This is a genomic window from Pedobacter sp. GW460-11-11-14-TSB4, from assembly GCF_059423705.1.
Window position 1 is genome coordinate 45,276 of sequence record NZ_JBWKYI010000015.1, and the last position, 26,323, is coordinate 71,598.

General features: G+C 37.6%; 25 protein-coding genes. 10 read left to right on the forward strand and 15 right to left on the reverse strand.

Features of this window, described 5'->3' with window-relative positions; genetic code table 11:
- Positions 1-29: 29 nt before the first annotated feature.
- Positions 30-956, forward strand: a complete 927-nt coding sequence (locus AC07YT_RS15435) for an AraC family transcriptional regulator (protein ID WP_086547369.1) — start codon at positions 30-32, stop codon at positions 954-956.
- Here the strand turns inward: AC07YT_RS15435 and AC07YT_RS15440 are convergent.
- From AC07YT_RS15440 to cmk, 10 genes are all read right to left on the reverse strand, one after another.
- Positions 945-1,544, reverse strand: coding sequence for a hypothetical protein (locus AC07YT_RS15440; protein ID WP_086547368.1), 600 nt, complete (start codon positions 1,542-1,544; stop codon positions 945-947). The genes AC07YT_RS15435 and AC07YT_RS15440 overlap by 12 nt on opposite strands.
- A gap of 1 nt (position 1,545) precedes the next feature.
- Positions 1,546-2,022, reverse strand: a complete 477-nt coding sequence (locus tag AC07YT_RS15445) for an RNA polymerase sigma factor (RefSeq protein WP_086547367.1) — start codon at positions 2,020-2,022, stop codon at positions 1,546-1,548.
- 10 nt (positions 2,023-2,032) lie between these two features.
- Positions 2,033-2,212, reverse strand: a complete 180-nt coding sequence (locus tag AC07YT_RS15450) for a hypothetical protein (RefSeq protein ID WP_086547366.1) — start codon at positions 2,210-2,212, stop codon at positions 2,033-2,035.
- A 64-nt stretch (positions 2,213-2,276) separates the two neighbouring features.
- Positions 2,277-3,950 (reverse strand): beta-N-acetylhexosaminidase, encoded by a 1,674-nt coding sequence (locus tag AC07YT_RS15455; RefSeq protein ID WP_086547365.1) that lies wholly within the window; start codon positions 3,948-3,950, stop codon positions 2,277-2,279.
- Between the two features lie 309 nt (positions 3,951-4,259).
- Complete coding sequence (gene rpsA, locus AC07YT_RS15460; protein WP_057933658.1) at positions 4,260-6,194, reverse strand: 30S ribosomal protein S1; 1,935 nt, start codon at positions 6,192-6,194, stop codon at positions 4,260-4,262.
- A gap of 474 nt (positions 6,195-6,668) precedes the next feature.
- On the reverse strand, positions 6,669-7,649 hold the full coding sequence (locus AC07YT_RS15465) for an SH3 domain-containing protein (RefSeq protein WP_086547364.1): 981 nt from the start codon (positions 7,647-7,649) through the stop codon (positions 6,669-6,671).
- 133 nt (positions 7,650-7,782) lie between these two features.
- On the reverse strand, positions 7,783-8,439 hold the full coding sequence (lepB, locus tag AC07YT_RS15470; RefSeq protein WP_086547363.1) for a signal peptidase I: 657 nt from the start codon (positions 8,437-8,439) through the stop codon (positions 7,783-7,785).
- 19 nt (positions 8,440-8,458) lie between these two features.
- The gene (locus AC07YT_RS15475) at positions 8,459-9,961 is read right to left on the reverse strand and encodes a TPM domain-containing protein (RefSeq protein WP_086547362.1); all 1,503 of its coding nucleotides are present in this window, start codon (positions 9,959-9,961) and stop codon (positions 8,459-8,461) included.
- A gap of 60 nt (positions 9,962-10,021) precedes the next feature.
- Positions 10,022-10,852: a 3-keto-disaccharide hydrolase gene (locus tag AC07YT_RS15480; RefSeq protein WP_086547361.1), complete on the reverse strand. Its 831-nt coding sequence runs from the start codon at positions 10,850-10,852 to the stop codon at positions 10,022-10,024.
- A 180-nt stretch (positions 10,853-11,032) separates the two neighbouring features.
- Positions 11,033-11,713: a (d)CMP kinase gene (cmk, locus tag AC07YT_RS15485; RefSeq protein ID WP_086547360.1), complete on the reverse strand. Its 681-nt coding sequence runs from the start codon at positions 11,711-11,713 to the stop codon at positions 11,033-11,035.
- Positions 11,714-11,843: 130 nt separating this feature from the next.
- On the opposite strand from cmk, the gene AC07YT_RS15490 reads away from it, so the two are divergent.
- The 3 genes from AC07YT_RS15490 (at position 11,844) to AC07YT_RS15500 (ending at position 13,988) form a co-directional block, all read left to right on the forward strand.
- Positions 11,844-12,368: a ferritin gene (locus tag AC07YT_RS15490; RefSeq protein ID WP_086547359.1), complete on the forward strand. Its 525-nt coding sequence runs from the start codon at positions 11,844-11,846 to the stop codon at positions 12,366-12,368.
- Positions 12,369-12,407: 39 nt separating this feature from the next.
- Positions 12,408-12,815: an alternative ribosome rescue aminoacyl-tRNA hydrolase ArfB gene (arfB, locus tag AC07YT_RS15495; protein ID WP_086547358.1), complete on the forward strand. Its 408-nt coding sequence runs from the start codon at positions 12,408-12,410 to the stop codon at positions 12,813-12,815.
- Between the two features lie 138 nt (positions 12,816-12,953).
- Positions 12,954-13,988: an MAC/perforin domain-containing protein gene (locus AC07YT_RS15500; protein WP_086547357.1), complete on the forward strand. Its 1,035-nt coding sequence runs from the start codon at positions 12,954-12,956 to the stop codon at positions 13,986-13,988.
- A 118-nt stretch (positions 13,989-14,106) separates the two neighbouring features.
- On the opposite strand, the gene AC07YT_RS15505 is transcribed toward AC07YT_RS15500, so the two are convergent.
- Positions 14,107-15,057, reverse strand: coding sequence for a lipid A deacylase LpxR family protein (locus AC07YT_RS15505; RefSeq protein WP_086547356.1), 951 nt, complete (start codon positions 15,055-15,057; stop codon positions 14,107-14,109).
- Between the two features lie 83 nt (positions 15,058-15,140).
- A complete protein-coding gene (gene lon / locus AC07YT_RS15510; RefSeq protein ID WP_086547355.1) occupies positions 15,141-17,612 on the reverse strand; it encodes an endopeptidase La in 2,472 nt (823 codons plus the stop codon).
- A 317-nt stretch (positions 17,613-17,929) separates the two neighbouring features.
- Between lon and AC07YT_RS15515 the strand changes: the two genes are divergently transcribed.
- Positions 17,930-18,550 carry a tetratricopeptide repeat protein gene (locus AC07YT_RS15515; protein ID WP_086547354.1) on the forward strand — a complete coding sequence of 207 codons (621 nt, stop codon included), beginning with the start codon at positions 17,930-17,932 and terminating at the stop codon, positions 18,548-18,550.
- Between the two features lie 53 nt (positions 18,551-18,603).
- Here AC07YT_RS15515 and AC07YT_RS15520 read toward each other — a convergent pair whose 3' ends face one another.
- On the reverse strand, positions 18,604-19,134 hold the full coding sequence (locus AC07YT_RS15520) for a hypothetical protein (protein ID WP_086547353.1): 531 nt from the start codon (positions 19,132-19,134) through the stop codon (positions 18,604-18,606).
- Positions 19,134-20,657: a 2,3-bisphosphoglycerate-independent phosphoglycerate mutase gene (gpmI, locus tag AC07YT_RS15525; protein ID WP_086547352.1), complete on the reverse strand. Its 1,524-nt coding sequence runs from the start codon at positions 20,655-20,657 to the stop codon at positions 19,134-19,136. The genes AC07YT_RS15520 and gpmI overlap by 1 nt, the downstream gene beginning before the upstream one ends.
- Before the next feature lie 173 nt (positions 20,658-20,830).
- On the opposite strand from gpmI, the gene AC07YT_RS15530 reads away from it, so the two are divergent.
- The 4 genes from AC07YT_RS15530 (at position 20,831) to AC07YT_RS15545 (ending at position 23,813) form a co-directional block, all read left to right on the forward strand.
- Positions 20,831-21,229, forward strand: coding sequence for a DUF4783 domain-containing protein (locus AC07YT_RS15530; protein ID WP_086547351.1), 399 nt, complete (start codon positions 20,831-20,833; stop codon positions 21,227-21,229).
- 138 nt (positions 21,230-21,367) lie between these two features.
- Positions 21,368-22,210, forward strand: coding sequence for a carboxylating nicotinate-nucleotide diphosphorylase (gene nadC, locus AC07YT_RS15535; RefSeq protein ID WP_086547350.1), 843 nt, complete (start codon positions 21,368-21,370; stop codon positions 22,208-22,210).
- A 49-nt stretch (positions 22,211-22,259) separates the two neighbouring features.
- A complete protein-coding gene (gene plsY, locus AC07YT_RS15540; protein ID WP_086547349.1) occupies positions 22,260-22,907 on the forward strand; it encodes a glycerol-3-phosphate 1-O-acyltransferase PlsY in 648 nt (215 codons plus the stop codon).
- Between the two features lie 99 nt (positions 22,908-23,006).
- Positions 23,007-23,813, forward strand: a complete 807-nt coding sequence (locus AC07YT_RS15545; protein ID WP_086547348.1) for a M48 family metallopeptidase — start codon at positions 23,007-23,009, stop codon at positions 23,811-23,813.
- A gap of 615 nt (positions 23,814-24,428) precedes the next feature.
- Here the strand turns inward: AC07YT_RS15545 and AC07YT_RS15550 are convergent.
- Positions 24,429-25,685: an anthranilate synthase component I family protein gene (locus AC07YT_RS15550; protein WP_086547347.1), complete on the reverse strand. Its 1,257-nt coding sequence runs from the start codon at positions 25,683-25,685 to the stop codon at positions 24,429-24,431.
- Positions 25,686-25,834: 149 nt separating this feature from the next.
- Here AC07YT_RS15550 and AC07YT_RS15555 point away from each other — a divergent pair, with 149 nt between their 5' ends.
- Positions 25,835-26,269, forward strand: a complete 435-nt coding sequence (locus tag AC07YT_RS15555; protein ID WP_494945396.1) for a hypothetical protein — start codon at positions 25,835-25,837, stop codon at positions 26,267-26,269.
- Positions 26,270-26,323 lie beyond the last annotated feature (54 nt).

Here is a 26,323-nt window from a genome sequence, read left to right on the forward strand (position 1 = left end):
AAATATTTCTAACCAAATTATTTCGGTTTATGCAGCATACATTAGATCAGGTAAAGCTCAGTGCTTCGGAAACGTTGCAAACTCTGGTAGAGAACAGAACTTCTTATACCTTAGAGCGATGTGAATTAAATGTTTTCGAAACCTATACCGAATCGTATAGAGTTCCGCTTACTTTTAACGACTTCGTAATTACGAGTATGTTGAGGGGGAAAAAAGTGATGCATTTATTTGATAAGAAAGGCTTTGATTATTTCCCTGGCCAAACTGTTATTGTTCCGCCTGCCGTTACCATGGAAATTGATTTTCCGGAGGCGACTAACCTTAATCCAACCCAATGTATTGCCCTGGCTATCGATCAGGAGCAGATTCAAAAAACAATTGCTTATTTAAACGAGTTTTTTCCGAAAGAGGGGAGTAATGAGAAATGGCTGCTAAATTATGATGAATACCATTTTTATAACAATGAAGAAATTGCCTACCTGATTAATAAGGTGATCAGGATTTGCTCGGAGCGGACGAAAGAAAAAGATGTTTTAGCTGATTTAACCTTAAAAGAACTGTTGGTCCGCATTATGCAGACCCAAAATCTTAAAACCATTAGCGATGATGGTTATAACCTAAACCAAAACCCACTGGCTTTTGTATTGAACTATATTAAAACCAACCTAAACGAAAAAATCAGTATCAATAGCCTGAGCGATAAGGCCTGCATGAGCAAAGCCACATTTTACCGGTTGTTTAAACGCGAGCTCGGCATCAGCCCAAATGATTTTATTTTAACCGAAAAGATTAATAAAGCCAAACTTTTACTGGCTCAACCTGGTGCTAAGGTAGCGTCAATCAGTTACGAGCTTGGTTTTAGTGATGCCAATTACTTTATCAGGGCATTTAAAAAGATCGTTGGGATTACGCCGGGCGCATATCAAATGCAGGTAGCAAATCAGTTAATCCATTAAATCATTTATTTTTTCGTTAAGTTCTTTTAAGGGTTTAGCAAATATGCTATCGTTCATTTTTTTTGCGATGTAAATAAACGGTATGCTAATGAGGATAAGTAATACCATTTGAATAAAAAAATGGGGTAAACTGAATACTTTTTCAAAAGTTTGATGTACATATAGCTGATATGCTAGCCAGCCAGTTGGTCCCGCAAGCGGCAAGAAAATATATCCATAAATGGTTTCACCTCTTAAAATTCTTTTAATAGCCTTCAAATTGTCAGTAAGTACTTGTTTAGTGTTGGCGTTGTAATCTATACCGGTTTTTATTTTCCTGAAGCTGTTAACTCCTAAAGCCCTCGAAATTTCATAAGTAATAAATACAAAAAGCAGGAGGAACTTTAAATCTCCTTTTATCAAAAAGGCCATAGCCAAAATGGGTAAATCGATAATTCTGATCCACCTTAATTTCCATTTTAGCTTAAATAGTAAATCTTGCAGAAGACTGTGCGATTTTTCATCAATAGTGATATTCGAGATATCTATTTTGTTTACCCCTGAGTTAAATTCTCCACTCAAATTTTGCCATTCTTGTTCTAAATTCATTTTATTTACGGGTTAGCAGTGTACTTAATTGTTGTTTAATCCGATGTAACTTCACATTGGCGTTGTTTCGTGATATTCCAGTCATTTCGCTTATTTCGGTATTATCGAAACCATCAAGATGGAGCATGATGATGCTTCGGTCGATTTCGGTTAATTGTTTGATACAGCGATACAGCCAATCGGCCCGTTCTGATAATTCGGGCGGCTCGAAGTAATGATCAAATTGCCCCCGTTCTTTAACCTGGCTATGCTTTTTCTGTTTGCTCAGAAATGAAAGCGATACATTTAAACTAAGCTTGTAAAGCCAGGTAGAAAATTTAGCATCACCCTTAAACCTGCCATAAGCACTCCAGCTTTGAAAAACAATTTCCTGATACAAATCTTTGCGGTCCTCTTCATCATCGGCATAAAGGTTTACCATTTTATAGATAATGCCTTTATGTGCTTCCAGTTTGTCGAGATAAGATTTTTCAACCATATGTTATAGCTTATCTGCCTTTCGATAATTGATTCGCTTTAAATATCTTCTGGTATTGATAAATTCCAATGACTAAAGAGATCAGGGCCACCGTTAATAAGAAATATTTGGTATAACCTTGAACGCCCGTTGTATTGGCTACAATGCTTAAAAATGCAGCGATACCTAATTTTGAATTGTTGTTTTCCATTGCTATTTTAATTGATTTAAGCAGTTAGTAAGCAACAGCATGGGAAAATTACAGCAATCGGAAATTAATTTTCTAAATACCTTTTGGAGTAGGTAATTCCCATTAAATCGTAACGTTTAAACTGCGTTTTTAGCCTTTTTTGAAAATCCGGATAATTCCGTTTTTCTTTCGGACTCCATAAAATTTCGCTTAAGGCATCTAACCTTGGAAAAAGCAAATATTGCACTTTTGCCGGATTGGTAATGTATTCACTCCACAAACAGCCCTGTGCGCCCCAAATGTATTTTACCTGTTCGGCATTTAATTCTGCCGGTATGGGTTCATAATTGTACACATCAATTAAAGGCGAAAATTTGTTTGCGGTTAAACTGTCTTCTTTTACAAATTGACCATGATTGAAATACATCTTGTCTTCAGGTGTCATAATGGCCATGTGGTTTTGTTTAGCCGCTTCAATGCCGCCTTTTTCTCCCTGCCAGCTCATCACCACTGCATTTGGTGCCAAACCGCCCTGTAAAATTTCGTTCCAGCCGATAATGGTTTTGCCTCTGCTGTTTACAAATTTCTCCATCCTGCGGATGAAATAGCTTTGTAGTTCACTTTCATTTTTTAAACCATTGTCTTTCATGATCTGCTGCGAAACAGCAGATTGTTTCCACCACACTTTAGAAGCTTCATCGCCACCAATGTGAATGTATTGCGACGGAAACAAGGCCATTACCTCACTTAGTACATTCTCCAGAAATTTGAAAGTGGTATCAGAAGCCTGAAGTACATTGTTGTATTTATTCATCATTCCCCAGGTTTCGGCAACCTGGTATTTTTTGTCCGGCGTCGTTCCTAACTCGGGGTAAGCCGCTAATAAAGCCATGCTGTGTGCTGGCATTTCTATTTCCGGGATGATGGTGATGTAACGTTTAGCAGCATAATCAACCACATCTTTAATTTGTTCCTGGGTGTAGTAACCGCCGTGACGAGTACCATCGGTTTTAATAACGGCATCTTTTGGTGTAATTTTTACGTCTGCCGGCAATACCTGATATTTTATATGCTCGTTTCCTTGTCCAGGCCATAAGCCAATGATGCTTCCGTTACGCCAGGCCCCAATTTCCGTAAGCTTAGGATATTTTTTGATCTCAATTCGCCAGCCATGGTCATCAGTTAAATGCCAGTGGAAATAATTCATTTTATGAAGTGCTAAATAATCGATGTACTGTTTTACAAAAGCCACATCAAAAAAATGGCGGCTCACATCGAGGTGCATACCACGATAATCGAAGCGGGGGTAATCTATAATATCTACTGAAGGAATACTGATTTCTTTATCAGCATTTGTTGGTAATAACTGTACAATGGTTTGAACTGCATAAAACAAACCCTGTGGTGAAGAAGCACCTGCATTAATTGTGGAAGACAATACAGATACAAAGTATTTATCAGGGTTTTTATACAATTGATCTGAAATAACGAGATTAATGACATTTCCCTTAGTTTCCACTAGATTATTGCTTATCTCTAAGTTAAGATTATAATGATTGGCAATATAATTTTTAAGAAAAATAGCAGCGTTTACCGCTGTAGAATCCAATATTCTGATCGTGGTACTATTTTTAAGTTTGAATTTATCTGACGGAAAAGCTCCGGGCCTTAGTTCTACAGGTTGGGGAATTATATTCACTTCCTGTGCAGAAAGCTTAAAAGTAATTAAGGTTAGAAACAAAAAGATAAATTTCTTCATAATAGGGTGATTTTCCGCTTCAAAAGTAATAATTATAGCTATATGAAAGGAAAAGGTTTGGTGGAACGAACTACTTATGTTACATAAAACTTAGCTTGAGGTGTTAATTAACAGGCAAATCGTCATCTCGACTGAAGCGCAGCGAAATGGAGAGATCTGCTAATTAGATTTCCCGACTTCGTTGCACTCCGCTCGAAATGACGATCAATCGAGGTAATGAATAAAGCCATGTTCTCTGCGGTAAAAAAACTCACAAAAAAAATCCCGATAACTTTCGCTATCGGGATTAATATGATCAGTTAAAAAGAACTAGCCTTTTTTAGCTTTGCTTTCTTCGCCTTCTAATTGCGATTTCAATTGAGCCAATACGTCTAAATCTCCTAAAGTAGATTTCTCTACAGAATCTTTAACTTTTTTAACCGCAGTTACAGCAGCTTTAGCTTCTTTTTTCTTAGTTGCTCTTTCTTCAGCAACAGCTTCAGCTTTAACCTCTTCCCAGATACGGGCGTGAGATACTACAATGCGTTTTGCTTCTTTGTTGAATTCAATGATTTTGAAGTCATTGGTTTCTTCAGCTTTAACTGAAGTACCATCTTCTTTAACCATGTGTTTAGTTGGTACGAAACCTTCTACACCATATGGTAAAGCAATAACAGCACCTTTATCAGTTACTTTAACAACAGTACCCTGGTGAACCGAATCTAAAGTGAAGATCGTTTCGAAAGTATCCCAAGGGTTTTCTTCTAATTGTTTGTGACCTAAGCTTAATTTACGGTTATCAACATCAAGTTCTAAAACAACTACGTCTAATACATCACCAACTTTAGTGAATTCGTTAGGGTGGTTTACTTTTTTAGACCAAGATAAATCAGAGATGTGGATTAAACCATCAATACCTTCTTCGATTTCAACAAAAACACCGAAGTTAGTCATGTTTTTAACAGTTGCTTTGTGCTTGCTTCCAACTGGGAATTTAGCAGCAACTTCTTGCCATGGATCGTTAGATAATTGTTTAATACCTAAGCTCATTTTGCGCTCGTCTCTGTCTAAAGTTAAAACTTCAGCTTCGATCTCGTCACCAACTTTTAAGAATTCTTGTGGATTTCTTAAGTTTTGTGACCAGCTCATCTCAGAAACGTGGATTAAACCTTCAACACCTGGGATAATTTCTAAGAAAGCACCGTAATCTGCAACAGTTACGATTTTTCCTTTTACTTTAGAACCAACCTGAATGTCGGTGCTTAAGTTCTCCCAAGGGTGTGGAGTTAATTGTTTTAAGCCTAAAGCGATACGTTTTTTCTCATCATCGAAATCTAAAACAACCACGTTGATTTTTTCATCTAATGATAATACTTCTTTTGGATGCTCTATGCGGCCCCAAGAAATATCAGTAATGTGAAGTAAACCATCAACACCACCTAAATCGATGAACACACCGAAATCAGTAATGTTTTTAACAGTACCTTCTAGTACCTGACCTTTTTCTAATTTAGAAACGATCTCTACTTTTTGGCTTTCTAAATCGTCTTCAATTAACACTTTATGAGAAACAACTACGTTTTTAAACTCATGGTTAATTTTAACAACTTTAAATTCCATTGTTTTACCCACGTATACATCGTAATCGCGGATAGGTTTAATATCAATTTGAGATCCTGGTAAGAAAGCTTCAACGCCCATGATATCAACAATTAAACCACCTTTAGTACGGCTCTTAACGAAACCATTGATGATTCTATCATTTTCAAGTGCCTCGTTAATTGCTTCCCATGATCTTTGGGTTTTAGCTCTTTTGCGAGAAAGGATCAATTGACCGTTAGCATCTTCTGGTGCTTCAACGAAAACGTCAACTGAATCGCCGATTTTTAGATCTGGTGTATCACGGAATTCTGAAGTAGAAACTAAACCGTCTGATTTAAAACCAACGTTTAATACTACGTCTTTGTTGTTAATTGAAACAACGATACCGCTAATGATTTCACCTTTAGTGATCTGATTGAATGTTCCGGCATACATATCTTCAAACTTTTTACGGTCTGCGTCATTGTAATTACCGAAAACTTTTTCATCTGCATCCCAATCGAAATCTTCCGATGGTGTAGCCAATGATGATTTGATCGATTCGATCGAAACTGAATCAGCTTCTGATTCAATCGTTTCTTTTTCAGTCAGGCGTCCGCCTTCTCCCTGAAGTTCAGCTGTTTTAGCTGCTAATTCTTTTTCTGCTACTTGTTTTTTAGCCATTAATTAATTATCTCCTTTTTTCCCTATTTAGGGACTGCAAAGGTAAAAATTTTTTAATTAATAGAAAAGATTTTTTTAATAAATGTTGCTGATTTTTAGCGGATTAAGAATCAGCTTTTGCGTCATGCTGAATTTATTTCAGCATCTATCAGGCTAAATTCAGAAATATTGTAGGTTTTGTTTGTTAAATATTTGAAAATGAGCGCCCTGCATTTCATCGGAAAACAGCAGCCCTGCTATCGTTTATAGTCCTCGCTACGCTCCGGGCTATTCCGCTCTATCAGGTTTAAAAACAAAGAATTGTGCACAACTTCCCACCAAACGTTCCTACAGAACGTTACACAAATAACAAAATGTTATTTGCTACCCATAAACCGTCCCGATGGGACGAACCGTATTTAAAAATTGGTTGCTTTGGTTTATGATTCGTCCCAACGGGAGGAAGCATCGGTAGAACGTTTGATGATCCTGGATTTATTTCTTGGTAAACGTCCCTCTGGTAAAACCTTCGCCAATTAATGTTTCATCATCCCTGATTAATAACATAATCGTGTTCTGCTGATCGTAAAGTTTGATCATGTCACCTTCGATCACATATTTAGAAGTGAAAATAGAATCAGTATAGGCATCGGTAACGGTTACCGAATCTTTCGATTTAAAGTTGAAAGTTTTGTATTGTATATCTTCATTGCTTGCAAAAGTACCTGTTACCACTTTTGCCTGTATAAAAGTAATGTAGCAGAAATAACCGGTTACCAGGATTACAATTACTGAAAAACCGATTAAAAATTTATTGCCGCTGGCATATTTAATCGAAAAGTACAATATGGTGATCAGGATTAAGGCCACAACAACAAAAAAGATAATATTCGTATAATCTTTGTTTTCTTGGGGTACCGATGCGGCAATGCTTGTTTTTTCGGCTGTGGTTTTCACCGGAGAGATTCTCACCAAAAATTCTTTACTCACCCATCCTTCGCCATTGGTAACCTTGATTTTGTAGAAACTTGTGTTTGAAGAATCAATAACAGCAACATTTTCGTCTTTGGGCAGGTATCCGATAATCTTACTTTTCGGATCAGCTTTTTCCCTAACCCTCAAATCATCTGCAGTCGAGCGGTACATGTCAGTGCTGGTTGCCGTTTGAGTAGTAGCTGCGGGCGGTGCGGTATTTGCCTGAGGAGTTACTGGTTTGGCTGCCGGAGCAATTTTTTCGATGAAATCTTTGCTTACCCAGCCTTCACGGTTTTTAAACTTTACTTTGTAGAACTTGGCATTGCTGGCATCTAAAACCGTAATGTTTTCATTTTGGGCAATATTTCCAATAACCTTACTTTTTTGATCGCTGCTTTCCCTTACGCGCAATTTGTCGGCCTTAACGCGATACAATTCCTGCGCATTTAATCGGTTAGCAAAAATAGAAAGAGCGATGAGGAGGAAAAAAATTCTGGTCATAAGTATTGGATTCTGCGAAACAGTTTTAATAGGTAATTGCACACGCTATAAGCAAACACCGTGCTAAGTGTTTCAAAATTAGAAAATAATTTAATAGGAGGGGATAAGATTGAAAAAAGTAAAAACGATATGGTTATAAAACTACACCTTGCAGATCACTTTTTTTGACAAAACCAATATATCTGGAGTCTCGGGCGTTGTTTCTGTTATCTCCGAGCACAAAAAAGCTGTCTTTTGGAACCAGGGCAGGACCAAAATTATCTACATTCCACTTCCTTGACCATTGCTGCTCGATTTGCTCATCACGGTATGCAGGCGTTTTTACTTCTTTGTACTGATAAATACCAGCTTTTTTAGCCTGAGCATCAATAAGCTCCATATGAATTTCGTCTCCAATGGCATACATGGTTTCTTCAGCCTTTATTTTACCTGAACTAACTAAGTCATTGTATATTTTATTGCTGAAATTATAGCTATGCTTAGTGTCGTAATTTTGGACCATCAACTTGCCGTTTAAATAAACTTCGCCCATTTTTAGTTCAATTTTATCTCCGGCCAGGGCACAAAGTCGGTATATGCAACGCTCACCACTCGTTTTTACCACTACGAAATCACCTCTTTTGGCTTCTTTTAAGTTAGATGCCGTCACAATTTGATCAACGGCAACATTGGGTTCGTTTGCAGCGGAAACATTCTTGTAGGTGTTAAAAATTCCGAAAAACCTGATGCTAATCCAAAAGCAGACAAGAATGACAAAAAAAACTGCAGTAATGAAGATAATCTTTTTCATAGTTTATTTTTTGAATCAATTACCAGCTTCCGCCGGTACCACCACCGCTGCTGCTGCCACCACCCCAGCTACTGCCTGATGATGAAGACGATGAGCTGCCGGAAGAAGAGGAACTTGATGATGAACTCGATTCGACCAGCATGGCCAATGTTATCCATTTTATAAATTCTGTTTTTTTACAAAAACTACATTCGTTTATCAGCTTCGCCTGGCCTTCATGACTGTATGTGGCCTGTTTAACGGTTACCCGTTTATTCAGTTTGTAAGTTCTAAAAGCGCACTCAGGGCATTCGGTATAACTATTGTATTCTTCTGCAGGCCATGCCTTAATAATATGTTCTTGATGGTCAGCACTTTCCCAGATATCGTAATCGTATGCTAAAACAACTTCTTCCTTACGCTGGCCTGCCGTTAAAAATGGTTTTCCTTCGGTATTGATATCGCGATCAACCCGGATCATCGGCTTGTTTTTACTATCCAAAACTGGTTTGAAACGATCAATTGTTTTAACACGCCTGATGAGGTGGAGTATCATTGCAATTAAAATGATAGGAGAGAAGAGTATCAACCACCAGTTCTTTTTGTGGAAAGCCACAACGGCATCAAAGAAATTTTTATCGTCCTGGTGTGCTTTTCTCAATGCCGACAAATAGAAGAGGTACCGAAAGAAAAGCGCGATGGCCAGTATAGCAAAAAGGATGTAGGGAATGTGCGTTAATTTTATTTTTTTAAATAGGTCAAAAGCACCGGTAAAAACAAAGATGAAAATAGAAACGAATACAATAAAGAAAACCACGCCACAGCCTTTTGCTATGGTCGTATCATAACTATTTTTATTCTTGTCAAAACCTTTTAAATTTAGACCATTTTTAGCCTGCCTGTTTACGATTTTGAACACCCCGAAAAAGGCCAGCAGGATAATTCCCGTAGGGAGCCAGAAATTTTCGAGCGAAGTGTTGCTTTCGCGTTGGGTGAAAAACTGGTTGAGTTCTGATTGATGTTCAGGGTTTAAAATAATTACCCCAATGGCATTTAGGGTATTGGTAATTCCTGTATTGAAATCATTTTGTCTGAAAGCAGGCAAGAGGTTCTGCTCGGCAATATGTTTAAGCTTTACATCTGGTAATACACCTTCCGTTCCTGTGCCTGTAATAAAGCGGTATTTGCGGCGATCTTTCGCAATAAACAACAACAATCCGTTATTGCTCTTTTTTTGCCCGATTCCCCAGGTATTAAAAAGCTCGTAGGCAAAATCGAAATCTTCTTTATCGTGATCGAAATCGTTAACAATCACCACTGCCACCTGAACATTGGTTTCACGTTCAAACCGGGCAATGGTATTATTTAAACCCGAAACCGCACTACTTCCCAAAATATCGTCAGGATCACTTACATAACCTTCACCATTTTTTTTGGGATCTGGAATGTCTTTTACTTGGTAAGCAGTTTGCCCAAAAGTAATATTGGCAAGTAAAAGAAAGAATAGTAGGGTAGCGGGTTTAAATAAATGACGGTTGAGCATCGTGTAAATTTAGGTGTAAGGTTTTTACATCATCATTTAACAACTGAGTATTAATATGGTTTACTCTTTTAATATTTTAGCCAATACCTTATCCAGTTTTGCTTTATCTTTCATGTACGCTTCCAAATCGTAAAGTTGCACCGTTTTAAATTCTATCGGATGGCTTTCACTTTGTAAAGAAATGTAACCTGAAGTTAATGCTTTGCCGTCTATTTTAACTTTCGGGTCGAAATTAGAAACGCTACCACCCCCAATTTGAGGTTTGGTGTATTCTAAAACCACTTCGCCTGCTATAATGTGTTTTACAACCGAATCACCTAACACTAAAAATTCTGCAGTTACCCATTGGTCGCCAGCATAAGTTTTCGATTTAGAATCTAAACAGTGTCCGGTAAATAGTTTTCCATTATAATTTATTAATGTTCCCGGTGTGCAAACGTTACTGGTGTGACGTTCATGTTCACCGTCTCCACCCAGAATTTGGGCCTCAATTGAAATCGGAAAATCCTGGTCTTTTAACATCGTTGCCGGGTCCTGGCAATGTAACATGGCACCGCTATTTCTGGTTGCCCAACCTTCACCGCCTTTAGCCTGATCGCCAACAAAACGATAAGTAACTTTTAAAAGATAGGCCGAAAACGGTTTTTTGTAGAAAATATGCCCGTATTGTTTGTCAAATTCATTGTATCCATCATAACTTACTTTCATTACACCATTTTTTACGCGGAAAGTATTGGCAAAATTTTCTTTGTATTCGTGTTTGGCAATTTTGATGTTCCAATCTTTTAAATCTTTTCCATTAAAGAGATTGATCCAGCCTTTTTGAGCATTTGCATTCAGAATACTAAGCGATAAAAATAATACCGCCAGATAAATTGATTTTAATTTCATAGTAACATTTGGGTTAAGTGCTAAAAATATGAAATTTTTTCTATCTCAGGAAACGGAGGGAAGTCGGGAATCTTCAGTCGGGAGTCCGAAGTCTATGGATAATAGTCGGATAGTTCATGGTTGATAGTCTTGTAGCTCATAGCTTGGAACTAATGAACTAATGACCAGTGAACAAATGTTCTAATGAACCAAAAACGGTTCTACTTTTTCCATTGCAAAAGCCAGTTGCTCTTCCTGGGTAAGATCGGTGTTATCTAAAATAATGGCATCATCAGCCCGAACCAATGGGCTTTCCTTTCTGGTCGTATCAGCGTAGTCGCGGTGCGCCAGGTTTTCAAAAACCTCTTCCAAAGTGGTTTCGTTATTGCCTTTGCTCTCCAGTTCCTTAAATCTGCGTTCGGCCCTGATTTTCGGATCGGCTGTCATAAAGAATTTCACTGGGGCATCAGGGAAAACGGTAGTACCGATATCACGGCCATCCATCACAATGTTTTTCGATTTACCCATGCGTTGCTGTTGTTTCACCATTTCATGACGAACGATTTTATGGGCAGAAACCTCACTTACATTTTCAGAAACCGGCATCAAACGGATTTCGTCAGAAACTTCTTCACCATTAAGCGTGATATGGGATTCGTAATCGCGGGAATGGAAATTTAATTCGATATGTTGTAGTGCATCAACAACTTTAGTATCATCAGTAATATCGATGTTATTTCTTAAGAAATAGAGCGTAACGGCACGATACATCGCTCCGCTATCTACATAAATGAAACCTAATTTTTTAGCCAATGCTTTTGCTAATGTACTTTTTCCGCAAGATGAATAGCCATCTATTGCTATTACCAGGTTTTTCTTCATCGTAGCGCAAAGGTAAAAAATAGAAACAGAATGCTGAATTTTTTAAAAATATAAAGATAGATTCTAAACAAGCTCATGCTAAAACATTGATTTATTGTAATGTGTTTACCTATAAAATAAATACAAGTTTATGTTACTATCTGAAAAAATGTTGACGGCGCTGAATAACCAGGTTAAATTGGAAGCCGAATCATCACAAGTTTATCTGGGCATTGCCTCATGGCTAGAAACGCAGCCGGGTTTAGAGGGGTATACTGAGTTTTTTTACCGCCAGAGTGACGAAGAACGTCATCACATGCTTAAACTGATCCATTATATCAATGATCGTGATGGACATGCGATCATCACTGCTCTTGAAATGCCCAAAAATTCTTTCGGGCAGGTGATAGAGGTATTTCAGGATTTTCTGGATAATGAGCTGCTGGTGTCGAAAAGTATAAACGATTTGGTAGAACTTTCATTGAATGAGAAAGATTATCTCACCTTTAAATTTTTACAATGGTATTTAGATGAACAGCTTGAAGAAGAAAAAATGGCGAAAACGATGTTAGAGAAACTTCAGTTAGTGGGTAGTGATCGGGGAGGAATTTATCAGTTGGATAAAGATATTGTGGGTTTACGCAGTAAGGTTAGCGAAACCAAAGAAGGTGAATAACCTGTTTTTTTCCTGTTTACAAATTCTTACTTTTGCGGCATGTTGCCTACAAGAGAAGAAATTTTACGATCAGTTAGTTTTAAAACTTCCAGAAGTGGGGGCAAAGGTGGGCAAAATGTAAATAAAGTTTCGAGTAAGGTAGAATTGATTTTCGACCTCGACACTGCGGCTTATTTCGACGAAGATGAAAAAGCGCTCCTAAAATCCAGGTTGGCGCACCGCCTGGATACTGAGGGATTATTACATATTGTTTCTCAGGAAGACCGGAGCCAGTTACTGAATAAAGAAAAAACTGTAGCCAAGTTGATTGAATTGTTAAAACGATCGCTTCAGGTTCAGAAGAAAAGAAAAGCAACCAAAATCCCTAAAGCAGTTGTTCAAAAAAGATTGAAGAATAAGGCTGTGAATGCCGAAAAGAAGAAAAACAGGAAAATAATTGATTTCTAGGTGCTTAAGTTTTTATCTTTACTAATTATTTAGTTGGTTTCGTTCATCTGTTGTGAAAGCGGCATCCATTTTTAATTTTTGTGGACGTAAATGGCATTAAAATTGACAGTGCTAAGCACACACAAATAATTAAATCAAATGAAAAAAACTATTTTAGCGCTGGCCATTATGGCTACACTTGCTGCCTGCAAGAAAAATCCTAAAGAAATTCCAAATCCAGTTCCTGAAGAAAAATTATCCCCTGATATTGCCTTTACAGTTAAGGGAGCAACCCAAGATACTCAACCATTATATCCATCATCTGAAACTTTTAATTTTTTAGGGTTCGGATATGATGTTACGGATAAGTTTAATGATCAAGCTTCTGTAAGGGCCAGTGTAGTCGATATTCCTGCTTATGATGCCGATGGAGCATATAATGTTGTTTTTATTAGAGGCACACAATCTTCGTGGAGGACTACCCAGGCTCAAAGTGCGGTTGATTTATCAACAAAATTGTCTGATTCATATAAAGCAACAAAGGGCTTAAAGCTCTTTGGTAACACTATAAATCAGGCATTTCCAGAAACGGATGCTACTGATAAAAAATATGTCTACGGACATTATTCTTATTACATGATCTGGAAGTTATATAAGTTTTATTACGACCAGTCGGTAAATAAATTTTTAACAGCAGATTTTAAGAGAGATATTACTTTGTTAACTGCTCAGGACCTTATTAATAAATATGGCACACATGTATTAACAAACATAAAAATAGGTTCTAAATTCGATGTTGTTTACCAGGCGGAAGCACCTCAGAACGAGAGAAGGGGGGCGATTATTATGGAAGGATTACGTTATACATTAAAAAGGACATTTGGTTTGCCTACTGGCTACCTGGATGAGCCTATCCTGCGCAATTTAAATGATAATACTTCTGCCCAGATCTATTATAGCTCAACCGGGGGTGATATTACCAAATTAAAACGCGAAACCGTAAATAACAGCGTTATTGTAAACCTTAACAATTGGGTTGCTTCCACTACAGAAGATAAAGCAACATTTATAGGCGCTTCAGACGATGGTTTGGCTCCAATATATAACTTTATTGATGATGCAGCTAAAAAGGCTGAAGTAAAAGCTTACCTCGATCAGTATTATTCGGCAAAAACAGTTAAGCTGACAAATTAGTTAAACAATAAAGGGCGATTTAATCGCCCTTTATTGTTTCTTCATTATATCTAATTAAATGTCAGATAGAAATATCTGACATCACTCAGAAACCAATTTAAACATTTAACCGATTAACCTAACTTTTCCCAAACCGATAATACAAACTTAAACCGCCGTAATTCTGTGGCTTCGCCACACTTTTAACTTCTTTGGTTTTAAAGATGATGTTAAAATCGGCTGTAAATCTTTTTGAACTATAATTTACACCAAACTGTTGTTCAAAAACAATAGGTTTTACCCCAAAGGTTAACGGGCTGTTATCATTAAATAGACTGCCCTGTATGGTGGCATCGTAAGCAACAAAGTTTAGCTGCGGTTTTACATAAAAGAAAAATTCCGAATTGTTTAAGCTTTTTGTTTTCGAATTTCCGATCACTGCGTTGTGATAAGCACTGTTGAACAATTGATTCAGTTTACCGGCCCTAAAAAGTACCGATGCACCCAAACCCGAAAAAGTTGTGCCTAAATTGGCATAACCTTGCGCACTGATATCCACAATCGGGTCTTCAGGTCTGAACAGCAATTTGCTATAATTTGCAGCAAGGTTTACAGCCAGTTCATTTTTAATCTGGTAATCCCAGCCTGCAGGCGTATAAAATCCTACGGTTTTATGCAGGAAACGTTGTGCTGTTTGGGCAAGCGAGTTAGGACCTACGGTTCCCAGTTCTACACTGGTTTTTAAAACACTTTCATTTTTATAGAAAACAGAATAAGCCCCACCAGCATAAAGATAACCTGCAAAAGGCCTGTCCTGATCTTCTTTGTTCGGTACCTGCCCCCAATAAGGCGTATACATTTTCTGTCCGGCAGAAATTTCATAGGTCTTTTTCTCTATTTTATCCGATAGTTTTTCGGTATTAATGGCGTGGCGGAAGTAGATAAATAATCCGTTGGTATAATACCGGTCATTTAATGTAGCCAAATAAGCATCGTTTTCGGTTTTAAAACCGAATTCGTTTTTAAAAGATTGAGCGAAACTGGTTGAAACAACCAAACAAAAAACTATAGTGAATAAAAATGATCTCATAAAAAAGCCCAGGCAATTTACCTGGGCTATAAAAGTATTTATTGTAATTGGATTTTTGATTGTTAATCCAAAAGAATTGTCAATTAGTTTACAATCGGCGCAATTTTAACGCTTAAATCTAAAGGTTTCTTTACCTTATTCTTAGTTAAAGCCAATTCAATTACTTCGCTCATTTCGGTTACATAATGGAATTTTAAATCCTTAATGTAACTTTCTTTAATTTCTAAAATATCTTTACGGTTGCTTTTGCAAAGGATAATTTCTTTAATGTTTGCCCTTTTTGCTGCTAGAATTTTTTCTTTAATTCCACCAACTGGAAGTACTTTTCCACGTAGGGTAATCTCACCAGTCATGGCTAAATGCTGTTTTACTTTACGTTGTGTAAATGCCGACGTTAAGGCGGTAAGCATCGTTACCCCGGCCGAAGGTCCGTCTTTTGGTGTAGCACCTGCCGGCACGTGTACGTGAACATCCCAGTTATCAAATAAAGTGTAGTCTATATCAAATTCGGCTGCGTGTGCACGTAAATAGGCTAGTGCAATAACTGCCGATTCTTTCATTACATCACCCAGATTACCTGTTAAAGTAAGTTTACCTTTTCCGGGACTTAAGCTCGATTCGATAAATAAAATATCTCCTCCAACACTTGTCCAGGCCAAACCTGTTACTACTCCAGCCACTTCATTGCCTTCGTACAAGTCTTTATCATAAATTGGTGCACCTAAAATACGCTCTACATCTTCATTATTTAAATTTGAATCGTAGGTTTCTTCCATCGCAATTTTTGTAGCCACACCACGCACTAAAGAACCTATTTTTTTCTCCAAACCACGCACACCCGATTCTCTGGTATAATCTTCAATCACTTTTTCGATCAGTGGCGTTTTCAGGTTAATATCCTTGGTTTGTAAACCATGGTTTTCTTTCTGTTTTGGCAACAGGTATTTTTTAGCGATTTCTATTTTTTCTTCAATCGTATATCCGTTTACTTCAATAATCTCCATACGATCTAATAATGCAGGTTGTATGGTGCTTAATGAGTTTGCTGTTGCAATAAACAGGATGTTCGATAAATCGTAATCCATTTCTACATAATGATCGTAGAAGGCGCTGTTTTGCTCGGGATCTAATACCTCAAGCAAAGCTGATGATGGATCGCCACGGTGGTCGGTGCCTACTTTATCAATCTCATCCAAAACAAAAACAGGATTATCTGCCCCCGCTTTTTTAATAGACGAAATAATACGGCCTGGCATTGCGCCGATATAAGTTTTACGGTGACCTCTGATTTCTGCTTCATCGCGGATACCGCCTAAAGCCATACGTACATACTTACGCCCTAATGCTTTGGCTATCGACTTTCCTAAAGATGTTTTACCAACTCCCGGAGGGCCAACCAAACATAAAATTGGCGCTTTCATATTGCGCTTTAGTTTTAGAACGGCTAAGTATTCGATAATACGCTGCTTCACTTTTTCTAAACCAAAGTGATCTTTATCTAAGATACGTTGTGCTCTTTTTAGGTCGAAATTATCTTTTGTAAACTCGCTCCAGGGTAAATCTAAAAGGAGTTCTAAATAGTTTAACTGAACAGAGTAATCGGGAGCAGCAGGATTCATTCTACCCAGCTTATCTAGCTCCTTATCAAAATGTTCGGCAACTGCTTTGGCCCATTTTTTCTTTTTAGCCTTTTCCTGTAAAGCATCAAATTCTAAATCGGCAGAGTTACCACCCAATTCTTCCTGAATGGTTTTTAGCTGTTGATTTAAGAAATAATCGCGTTGTTGTTTGTCTAAATCGGTACGTACTTTCGATTGGATCTGATTTCTCAGCTCCAGCATCTGCAATTCGACCATTAGCAGTTCCATTACCTTTTGTGCCCTTTCCTGCAGTTTATCCATTTCAAGGATTTTTTGCTTATCGGCCATTTCGGCATTCATATTTGATGAAATGAAATTGATCAAAAATGAATTGCTCTCAATGTTTTTAAGTGCAATACTGGCTTCACTTGGAATATTTGGCGAAAGCTGGATAATCTGAGCAGACATCTCGCGTATAGAAGCGATTAACGTTTTAAACTCTTTATCTGCCTTGTGCTTTTGTTCTTCGAATTTTTTAACAACCGCTTTAATGTAAGGCTCGTTCTGTACCTCTTCAATTAAGCTGAAACGTTGTTTACCCTGAATAATTACCGTGGTATTTCCATCAGGCATCTGCAATAGCTTAATGATGTTTGCAACAGTACCAACCGTGTTAAGCTGCTCAAAAGTAGGGTCTTCAATGGAAACGTCTTTTTGAGAAACAACCCCAATAATCTTATTTCCTTTGTAAGCTTCCTTAATTAACTTAATTGATTTATCTCTTCCAACTGTAATAGGGATAACTACTCCTGGAAATAAAACTGTGTTTCGCAAAGGCAATATGGCCAACGTTTCGGGCGTTTCCTCATTGTTCATTTCCTCTTCGTCTTGTTGAGACATTAAGGGAAAAAATTCGGTATCCTCGTTTATGATTGGCATTGCTGTATGGAAATCAAATATATCTTGTTTACTCATTATCACATTTTCCGCTAACGACAAACTGGCAGTTTAATCGTATTCACTTTGTTTAATTTTGGTATTAAGTTAATAAATTCAACTCTTGTGCCAAAGTGAAAATAATATTAATCTTATGTTAAAAAGGCAGAGTAATATAAATATTTCCGCCAATATCATATAAAGCATATTTTAGCGTTTAAGCTAATGTTTAGGACAATTGGTTTTGAATGAAAGAAAATTAAAAACTTTTAAATTATCAGAATAGGATTATATTGCAAAAAATTTCTCCTATAAATTTGGTTAGGCGTTAGATTTGTTAAACTTATTACTCATACATGAACTATTTTAAAAAGGCGATTTTAGGATTAATTATTTTTACATCAACCAGTAGTTTCGCGCAAGGCAATTACGAAAGAAGCATGCAGGCGATGATGAAAGGTGATTATAAAACTGCCGCTATACAATTAGAAAAAGCTGATACTAAAACGCCTGATAATGCAAATGTGCTCCAGATGCTTGGATATTCTTATTTCCAAAATCGCGAATACGAGAAATGTATTGCCACTTACAGCCGGTTATTAACCATTAAACCTACTGAGGTTTCTGCTTATTATTATCGTGGTATAGCCAGGTTAAAAATCGCTAACGATCCTAAAGAATCGTTAAATAGCATGCGTGAAAACTTTTATTTGGCATCTCTCAAAGATTTTACAAAAGCCATTGAAATTAATGGAGATGAAGATGCCCAGATGTTTCAGAACCGTGGTTTAGCTTACAAAGATTATGCGATTTTCAGGTCTTTTAAAGCAAAGAAAAAAGAAGAAAAAGCAGCTTGTGTAGCGCTGTTCAATAACTCTATCGCCGATTTTCAGAAAGTATTAACCTTGCAGCCATTAAGAAAAGATATTGTCGATTGGGTAACCTACGATAAGGCGCAGATTGCAAGCCTAAAATAAAATATAGCCTTTAAAGAAAAATGGGACCCGAATATTTTCGGGTCCCATTTTTTTTATTTCAGCTTTCCAATTACTGAATACTTCTTTTGCTTTAGCAATCTAATTTTCTGCTGTTTTCTGATCGCGTACAAGCTATCCGGGCAGTAGGTTAAGGTATCCTGAGATTGGTATAAGATATTCTTGTTATCGATAATAATCTCTATTTTACCTGCTTTCTGACCGTTCCAGGTGATAGAAACCTTCTTAACAGGGATTTTTCTATTATCAGAAGTATAAATATCTACGCCATTTTGTGCTGTTACTTTAAAACTTCCTTTCCACGAGGTTTTATTGATATCAGCGTTAACGAAAATGGCTAATTCTTTCGTCCAGTCAGTAATTTTAGCGGTTTTGTTTTCGGCTGTTCCATTTACGTTAACGGTTTTATTTACAACCGGGTTTAGCTTTTGTAAGCGCGAAATTTCCTTTCCAAAATATCCCTTTACATCAAAATACAATAAATCGGTATTTGCTTCAGCTTCTTTTCGCTGATTGCAGGAAAACATTGCCAAAGCAAATACCAGGATAACAAGTTTTTTAATCATTATACTAAAACATTTCCTGTCATTTCTGCTGGAATAGCTACGCCTAATATTTTTAAAATAGTAGGGGCAATGTCGCCTAACTTGCCATCTGCAATGCTTTTATAATCCTTATCGATTAAAATACAAGGAACCAGGTTGGTGGTATGTGCAGTATTGGCAGATCCATCACCATTCACCATAAATTCAGAGTTTCCGTGATCGGCCAAAAGAATAAACGAGTAACCATTTTCCAAACCTTTTTTTACCACAGTTTCTGCACATTTATCTGCAGTTTCTACTGCTTTTACCACAGCCTCAAAAACGCCTGTGTGGCCAACCATATCTGGATTGGCAAAGTTTAAACAAATAAAATCGGCCCATCCTGTTTCCATTTCTTTGGTAATGGCATCGGTAATTCCTGCGGCACTCATTTCAGGCTGAAGATCGTAGGTAGCTACTTTTGGAGAAGGAATTAAAAGGCGTTTTTCGTTTTTAAATTCGGCTTCCCGTCCTCCTGAAAAGAAGAAAGTTACGTGAGGATATTTTTCGGTTTCAGCAATACGGATCTGATTTTTATTGTTATCAGCCAATACTTCGCCAATGGTTTGGGTTAAATCATCTTTGGTGAAAATTACGTTTACCTTTTCAAAACTCTCATCGTAAGTAGTCATGGTAACATAATACAACGGCAGTTTATGCATTTGCTGTTCCGGGAAATCCTTTTGCGTTAACGCAGTGGTAATTTCACGACCTCTATCGGTACGGAAATTAAAACAGATTACCACATCATCGTTTTGAATGGTAGCTACTGGTGCACCATTATCCTGTGTTAATACAATTGGTTTTAAAAACTCATCAGTTACGCCATCAGCATAGGATTTTTTGATCGCCGCCAAAGCATCTTGTGTTCTTTCACCAATGCCATTTACCATTACATCGTAAGCTTGTTTAACGCGCTCCCAACGGTTATCGCGGTCCATTGCGTAATAACGGCCAACCATGGTCGCCAATTTAGCATTGCTGTTTTGAATATGGTTTTCCAGATCAGTAATAAAGCCCAGGCCAGAGTTTGGATCGGTATCACGACCATCTAAAAAAGCATGAACAAAAGTATTTGGCACATTAGCTTCATTAGCAGCATCGCATAAAGCTTTTAAATGTTCGATATGGGCATGCACACCACCGTTTGAAACCAGACCGATAAAGTGAACTGCTTTGTTATGCTGTTTCGCATAATCGAACGCACTTATTAAAACCGGATTGCTATGCAATTCTCTATCGGTAATTGATTTGTTGATCCGGCCAAGCTCCTGGTAAACTACCCGGCCTGCACCTAAGTTCATGTGCCCAACTTCCGAGTTTCCCATTTGTCCCGCTGGCAGACCTACTGCTTCACCAGATGCTTCAAGTTTAGAATTTGGGTAATGCTGAAGTAAAGAATCGAAAAAAGGAGTGTTGGCGGCATATGCAGCATCAGAATTATCTTGTTTTCCGTAGCCCCAACCATCTAGAATTATAAGCGCGAGTTTTTTATCGTTTACCATTTTTATTGTAAAATTTATTGATCCACATTAAAACATTTTCATGTATAACATGTTTTAGTGTTTTGTTTATATGGCAAATATAACTTTATTGAAGCTTATACAAATGAAGAAATCCTTTTTTTGATACGCTAATGGCATAATTTTAGCTATAGGGTTCTGTATAAAATACAGAAATGATCCGGAGCTTATTTTTACTCATTATTAGTTTGTCATCATTATATCACCCTACAGCTCTTCAGGCAGATATTATTGATGATTTATCCTCGTATTTTAAGGCTGGTAACTCGAAAGAAATTGCCAAAAGTTTCGCCTCAACTATCGAACTTATTATTGTTGACGAGGAAGATGTATACTCAAAAGCACAGGGTGAACAGATTTTAAGAGATTTTTTTGTCAAACATCCGCCGGTAAAAACAAGTATTTTTCATAAAATTAATACCAATCCAAATTATCGTTTTGGCGTAATTATTTTAGGTACTGCAAAAGAGACTTTCAGGGTTTCCATCACGATGAAAAAATTCAACACCAGCTTTTCGATTACCGAATTAAGGATAGAGCCTGCTAAAGATTAAGGTAAATAGAATCAGCTCGACTTTCGAAGTTTCCATCTGCATATCCAACTGCGTTTTATAAGTTACAATTCACTTTAACCCGTCAGTAAATTGTCTGCTAACAAATAATTCTTATTTTTGCGGCATAAAATCTACATTTTGGATACTCAACTTATACATCAATTCATAAAAAATGCCCTTACCGAAGATGTTGGCGATGGTGATCATACCTCACTTTCAACAATTCCAGCCGGAACGCAGGGAAAAGCAAAACTGATTATCAAAGAAAATGGTGTTTTGGCCGGGATTGAACTGGCTATTGAGATTTTTAAGGAGGTTGATGCCGAATTGAAAGTTGATGTATTGTTACAGGATGGTGCCGAGGTAAAAGTGGGCGATATTGCCTTAACCGTTTCCGGAAGTACACATGCCATTTTAATTGCCGAACGGTTGGTTTTAAACTGTATGCAGCGCATGAGTGGCATTGCTACTAAAACTCATCGGATTGTTTCTTTGTTAAAAACAACCAAAACCAAAATTTTAGATACCCGTAAAACTACCCCAGGGCTTCGCTATTTAGAAAAGTGGGCTGTTCGGATTGGTGGAGGTGTAAATCACCGGATTGGCCTGTATGATATGATCTTGATTAAAGACAATCATGTAGATTATGCAGGAGGGATTTCAAATGCCATTACAGCTGCTAAAAAATATCTGATTGATCAAAATAAAGTCCTTCAGATCGAAATTGAAGTGAGGAATTTAGATGAATTATCTCAGGTTTTGGCTATTGGTGGTGTAGACCGTATTATGCTTGATAATTTCAGTTTCGAAAACTTAAGGGCAGCGGTTAAATTAATCGATGGTAAATTTATCACAGAGGCTTCCGGCGGCATTACAGAAGAGAATGTTGCAGCATATGCAGCTTGTGGAGTAGATTTTATTTCTATGGGGGCACTTACACACTCAGTGAAAAGCCTGGATATGAGTTTAAAAGCATACTAAAGTGATTTGCTATAAAATTAAAAGCTTATTTTTTGTATCATTGTAGGCTATGGTTACGGTTTATTCTCTCAGCGCGTTATTAGTTGCCTACCTTTTTGGATCTATACCAACAGCTGTATGGCTTGGTCAGGCTTTTTATGGCGTTGACGTAAGGGAGTACGGAAGTGGTAATGCTGGCGCAACCAATACCTTCAGGGTGCTGGGTAAAAAAGCCGGAATTGCAGTAATGATCATCGATATTGCAAAAGGTTATACCGCAACCAATCTGGCCTATCTGATTGGCATGTCGGTTACCGGGCCACAAAATTCAGTTATTTTTGTTAATTATCAACTTGCACTCGGTGTAACCGCAGTAATGGGACATTTGTTTCCTGTTTTTGCCGGCTTTAGAGGTGGAAAAGGTGTGGCCACACTTTTTGGAATGATTTTGGCAGTTAACTTCGAAGCATCTATGCTTTGTGTTCTGGTTTTTGTGGTGGTATTGTTGTTAACCAAATATGTTTCATTAAGCTCCATTTGCGCGGGATTTACTTTTCCACTGAGCGTGGTCTTTTTGTTTCAGGTTTCGATTAAATCTGAAGTGCTTTACGGCATGGTGGTTTGTATTCTAATCCTGGTTACACACCAAAAAAATCTCGAAAGATTGCTGAAAGGCAAAGAATCTAAAGTGTATTTGTTTAGAAAGAAAACTAATTAATTAAACAAAACACATTTCATTAAAACTTATTGATAGGCTTACTGTTTAATCATCGGTTTTGCTTATCACCTTATTTACAAATCATTTAAAATCGAATTTATGAAAAAGTTATTTTTAACAGCAAGTGTTGCTGGGATTTTATTATTTAACTCCTGTTCCACTGTTCCTTTAACAGGTCGTAGCCGATTTGATTTAGTGAGTAACGACCAGGTTTTGCCAATGGCATTCCAGGCGTACAGCACCTTTTTAACTGAAAATAAAACGACGGTTTTACCCGCTTCGAATGCGCAGGCTTTGAAAGTTAAAACCATTGGCAGTAGATTAATCACAGCTGTGAAATCGTATATGAACAGCAATAACTATGGTAACCTCATTGCAGATTACCAGTGGGAAGTGAACGTTGTACAGAATAATGAGAAAAATGCCTGGTGTATGCCAGGAGGTAAGATTGTGGTTTATACCGGTATTTTGCCTGTTACCCAGGATGATGCGGGTTTAGCTACGGTAATGGGACACGAGATTGCCCATGCCATTGCAGGTCACTCTGCAGAACGGATGTCGAACGAAATGGTTGCACAGGGTTTGGGTGCAGCAGCAGGGTTAGCACTATCCAAAAATCCTAAAGCACAGTCTATTTTCAATGCAGGTTATGGCGTTGGGGGGCAAGTGGCAATGTTAAAATTCAGTCGTAATCAGGAATTAGAGGCCGACCGTTTAGGCTTGATTTTTATGGCAATGGCTGGCTACAATCCTCAAAATGCGACCAGTTTCTGGAACAGGATGTCTGCTGCATCTGCAGGAGCTCAAAAACCAGCTGAGTTTTTAAGTACTCACCCAAGTGATGCTACCCGTATTGCTCAGATCCAAAAATATTTACCAGAAGCACAGCAGTATTATAAGAAATAAGGTTTAGGGCTTAAGGTTTAAGGTGGAAGGTTTCGCATGATGCAGAAAATTCCACCTTTTTTTGTTTTCGTCCCGTTTTAAATTACCGTCATTTCGAGCGGAGTGTAATGCAGTCGAGAACCACGAAGTGCTCAGCGAAGCTAAATCTGGATAGATAGATCTCTCCATTCCACTGCGTTCCAGTCGAGATGACGACGACTTATATAGTCGAATCGCTTGGGAAGTGCCTCATTGAACCAATGATTAATGACTAGTGAACCCCGCTTTAAAGTACCGTCATTTCGAGCGGAGTGTAACGCAGTCGAGAAATCTAACAAGCGAGATATACTGGATAGATCTCTCCATTCCACAGCGTTCCAGTCGAGATGGCGACGACTTATATAGTCGAATCGCTTGGGGAGTGCCTCATTGAACCAATGATTAATGACTAGTGATCCCGCTTTAAAGTACCGTCATTTCGAGCGGAGTGCAGCGCAGTCGAGAAATCTAACAAGCGAGATATACTGGATAGATCTCTCCATTCCACTGCGTTCCAGTCGAGATGACGACGATTTATATAGTCGAATCGCTTGAGCAGTGCCCCATTGAACCAATGATTAATGACTATTGAACCAATTAACCTTCAAGTACTTTCAAAATCGCACTGGCTTTCAGTAAACACTCTTCGTATTCTAAAACAGCATTGCTTTGGTAGGTGATGGCTCCTCCAACCTGAAAAGATAAATAGTTGGATGCTGCATTGTATAAGATGCTTCGGATGACTACATTAAAATCGAAATCACCAGCTGCACTGATGCAGCCAAAGGAGCCCGAATAAATGCCTCTTTTAGTCACTTCATATTCTTCGATTAATTTCATGGCTTTAACCTTTGGAGCGCCCGTCATAGAGCCCATTGGGAATGCATTTTTGATGGCGTCGATAAAATGGATCGCTGGATTTAATTCGCAACTAATGGTAGAAATCATTTGATGCACCTGCGGGAAGCTGTAGATGCCGAATAATTCGTCGACGGTAACAGAACCTTTAACAGCCGATTTGGTGAGGTCGTGGCGTACCAGATCAACTATCATTACATTTTCGGCCTGTTCTTTAATGTCGTTCCTGAGCTGCAGTTTTATAGCCTCATCTTCCATTGGGTCTAAACTTCTTTTCGCGGTTCCTTTAATGGGTTGCGAGGTGAGTTTCGATCCGCGTTTGCACAAAAATCTTTCTGGTGTTGCAGATAAAATATAGTTGCCCTGAACTTTAAAATAACCAGCAAATGGAGTGGGTGAGACGCTGTTTAACGCTTCGAAAGTTTGAACAGGATCTATTTCTGCATTTTCGGCAAAAAACTCCTGGCAGAAATTAACTTCATAGATATCACCACGAATAATATGGTCTCTTAAGGCTTCTACTTTTTGAACATATTGATCTTTCGATAACCGTTGTGCTACTTTTGCTTTTTTAGATTGGATTTCTGTTTTAAGCTGAAAGGAATCAATCTCTGCTAAAATCGATTCAGGGCCAATCAGCACCTCGGCATTGCCTTTTTTAAAGGCAATCAGGTATTTTGGGACAAAAAAGTATAAATCTGGAAAATTTAAATGATCTGAATTATTAGAATGCAGATCTTCTATTTCGTTTTTTAAATCGTAGCCGAAAAAGCCAAAAATCCACTGTTTATGCAATGCGTAAAAACTTTTTAGTTGATCAAATGCATTCCCGGTGGCGCATTTCAGTTCATGATCTGCGTCGACAGCAATAATGAAATCGTAAGCTGAGTAAGCATCTTTGTAGTTATTTGAATCTAAAAAGCAGCAAACCTCGAACTGGTTGGCCCAATGCAAAGCTTTTTGTTTAAAATGGGATATGTTTTGTGTGGTTTTCAAGCTGCGGCAAAGGTAACTAAACCCGGCATAAGTGGAAAGGTACTTACGATAGAATATTTGAATATAGTTTAAAATCGTTTAGAAGCGATTTGATACGCTCGTTGGAACGAGTGTAAGTTGAAAATTAATTTTTATCTTGAATGATAATTATGTTTATGAAAGTAAAGCATCTGTTTTATCTCTGTATCGGTTTATTAATATTAGGATGTTCAAGGATTGAGCAAAGAAAAATTGACTTGTACCAACTCCAAAAGGCAAAAGTAAAAATGGATATGGACATGACGGATGATTCTTGTGCTATAGTCGATATTATAACATACTTTCCAAATAGAGAAAAATGTGGGACAAATAAACAATTAGCAAACTTGTATTTATGCAGGCAACAATCGACAGGAGATACGCTTTATGTCTTCGCTGATTGTGATTCCGAGAAAAGTATTCCTTTTGACTATAATGTTTGTATTATGAAAAGCGATATTAAAACTAACATTCCAAAAGAGGTTGTTGTTTCTATACTTCGTGATCTTGTAATTCCGAAAGGAGCTAAATATGTTTTCTCCAATTTATTTTGGCTAGTAGATTAAATCATTTAACAACCCTAATCGTTCTTGTTAAAGCGAGGAACAATTGTAATAGAA

Excerpts from the sequence above, each read along its gene's own strand:
- AC07YT_RS15435 (WP_086547369.1), top strand. The coding sequence starts at position 30 with ATGCAGCATACATTAGATCAGGTAAAGCTCAGTGCTTCGGAAACGTTG.
- AC07YT_RS15440 (WP_086547368.1), bottom strand. The coding sequence starts at position 1,544 with ATGAATTTAGAACAAGAATGGCAAAATTTGAGTGGAGAATTTAACTCA.
- AC07YT_RS15445 (WP_086547367.1), bottom strand. The coding sequence starts at position 2,022 with ATGGTTGAAAAATCTTATCTCGACAAACTGGAAGCACATAAAGGCATT.
- AC07YT_RS15450 (WP_086547366.1), bottom strand. The coding sequence starts at position 2,212 with ATGGAAAACAACAATTCAAAATTAGGTATCGCTGCATTTTTAAGCATT.
- AC07YT_RS15455 (WP_086547365.1), bottom strand. The coding sequence starts at position 3,950 with ATGAAGAAATTTATCTTTTTGTTTCTAACCTTAATTACTTTTAAGCTT.
- rpsA (WP_057933658.1), bottom strand. The coding sequence starts at position 6,194 with ATGGCTAAAAAACAAGTAGCAGAAAAAGAATTAGCAGCTAAAACAGCT.
- AC07YT_RS15465 (WP_086547364.1), bottom strand. The coding sequence starts at position 7,649 with ATGACCAGAATTTTTTTCCTCCTCATCGCTCTTTCTATTTTTGCTAAC.
- lepB (WP_086547363.1), bottom strand. The coding sequence starts at position 8,439 with ATGAAAAAGATTATCTTCATTACTGCAGTTTTTTTTGTCATTCTTGTC.
- AC07YT_RS15475 (WP_086547362.1), bottom strand. The coding sequence starts at position 9,961 with ATGCTCAACCGTCATTTATTTAAACCCGCTACCCTACTATTCTTTCTT.
- AC07YT_RS15480 (WP_086547361.1), bottom strand. The coding sequence starts at position 10,852 with ATGAAATTAAAATCAATTTATCTGGCGGTATTATTTTTATCGCTTAGT.
- cmk (WP_086547360.1), bottom strand. The coding sequence starts at position 11,713 with ATGAAGAAAAACCTGGTAATAGCAATAGATGGCTATTCATCTTGCGGA.
- AC07YT_RS15490 (WP_086547359.1), top strand. The coding sequence starts at position 11,844 with ATGTTACTATCTGAAAAAATGTTGACGGCGCTGAATAACCAGGTTAAA.
- arfB (WP_086547358.1), top strand. The coding sequence starts at position 12,408 with ATGTTGCCTACAAGAGAAGAAATTTTACGATCAGTTAGTTTTAAAACT.
- AC07YT_RS15500 (WP_086547357.1), top strand. The coding sequence starts at position 12,954 with ATGAAAAAAACTATTTTAGCGCTGGCCATTATGGCTACACTTGCTGCC.
- AC07YT_RS15505 (WP_086547356.1), bottom strand. The coding sequence starts at position 15,057 with ATGAGATCATTTTTATTCACTATAGTTTTTTGTTTGGTTGTTTCAACC.
- lon (WP_086547355.1), bottom strand. The coding sequence starts at position 17,612 with ATGAGTAAACAAGATATATTTGATTTCCATACAGCAATGCCAATCATA.
- AC07YT_RS15515 (WP_086547354.1), top strand. The coding sequence starts at position 17,930 with ATGAACTATTTTAAAAAGGCGATTTTAGGATTAATTATTTTTACATCA.
- AC07YT_RS15520 (WP_086547353.1), bottom strand. The coding sequence starts at position 19,134 with ATGATTAAAAAACTTGTTATCCTGGTATTTGCTTTGGCAATGTTTTCC.
- gpmI (WP_086547352.1), bottom strand. The coding sequence starts at position 20,657 with ATGGTAAACGATAAAAAACTCGCGCTTATAATTCTAGATGGTTGGGGC.
- AC07YT_RS15530 (WP_086547351.1), top strand. The coding sequence starts at position 20,831 with ATGATCCGGAGCTTATTTTTACTCATTATTAGTTTGTCATCATTATAT.
- plsY (WP_086547349.1), top strand. The coding sequence starts at position 22,260 with ATGGTTACGGTTTATTCTCTCAGCGCGTTATTAGTTGCCTACCTTTTT.
- AC07YT_RS15545 (WP_086547348.1), top strand. The coding sequence starts at position 23,007 with ATGAAAAAGTTATTTTTAACAGCAAGTGTTGCTGGGATTTTATTATTT.
- AC07YT_RS15555 (WP_494945396.1), top strand. The coding sequence starts at position 25,835 with ATGTTTATGAAAGTAAAGCATCTGTTTTATCTCTGTATCGGTTTATTA.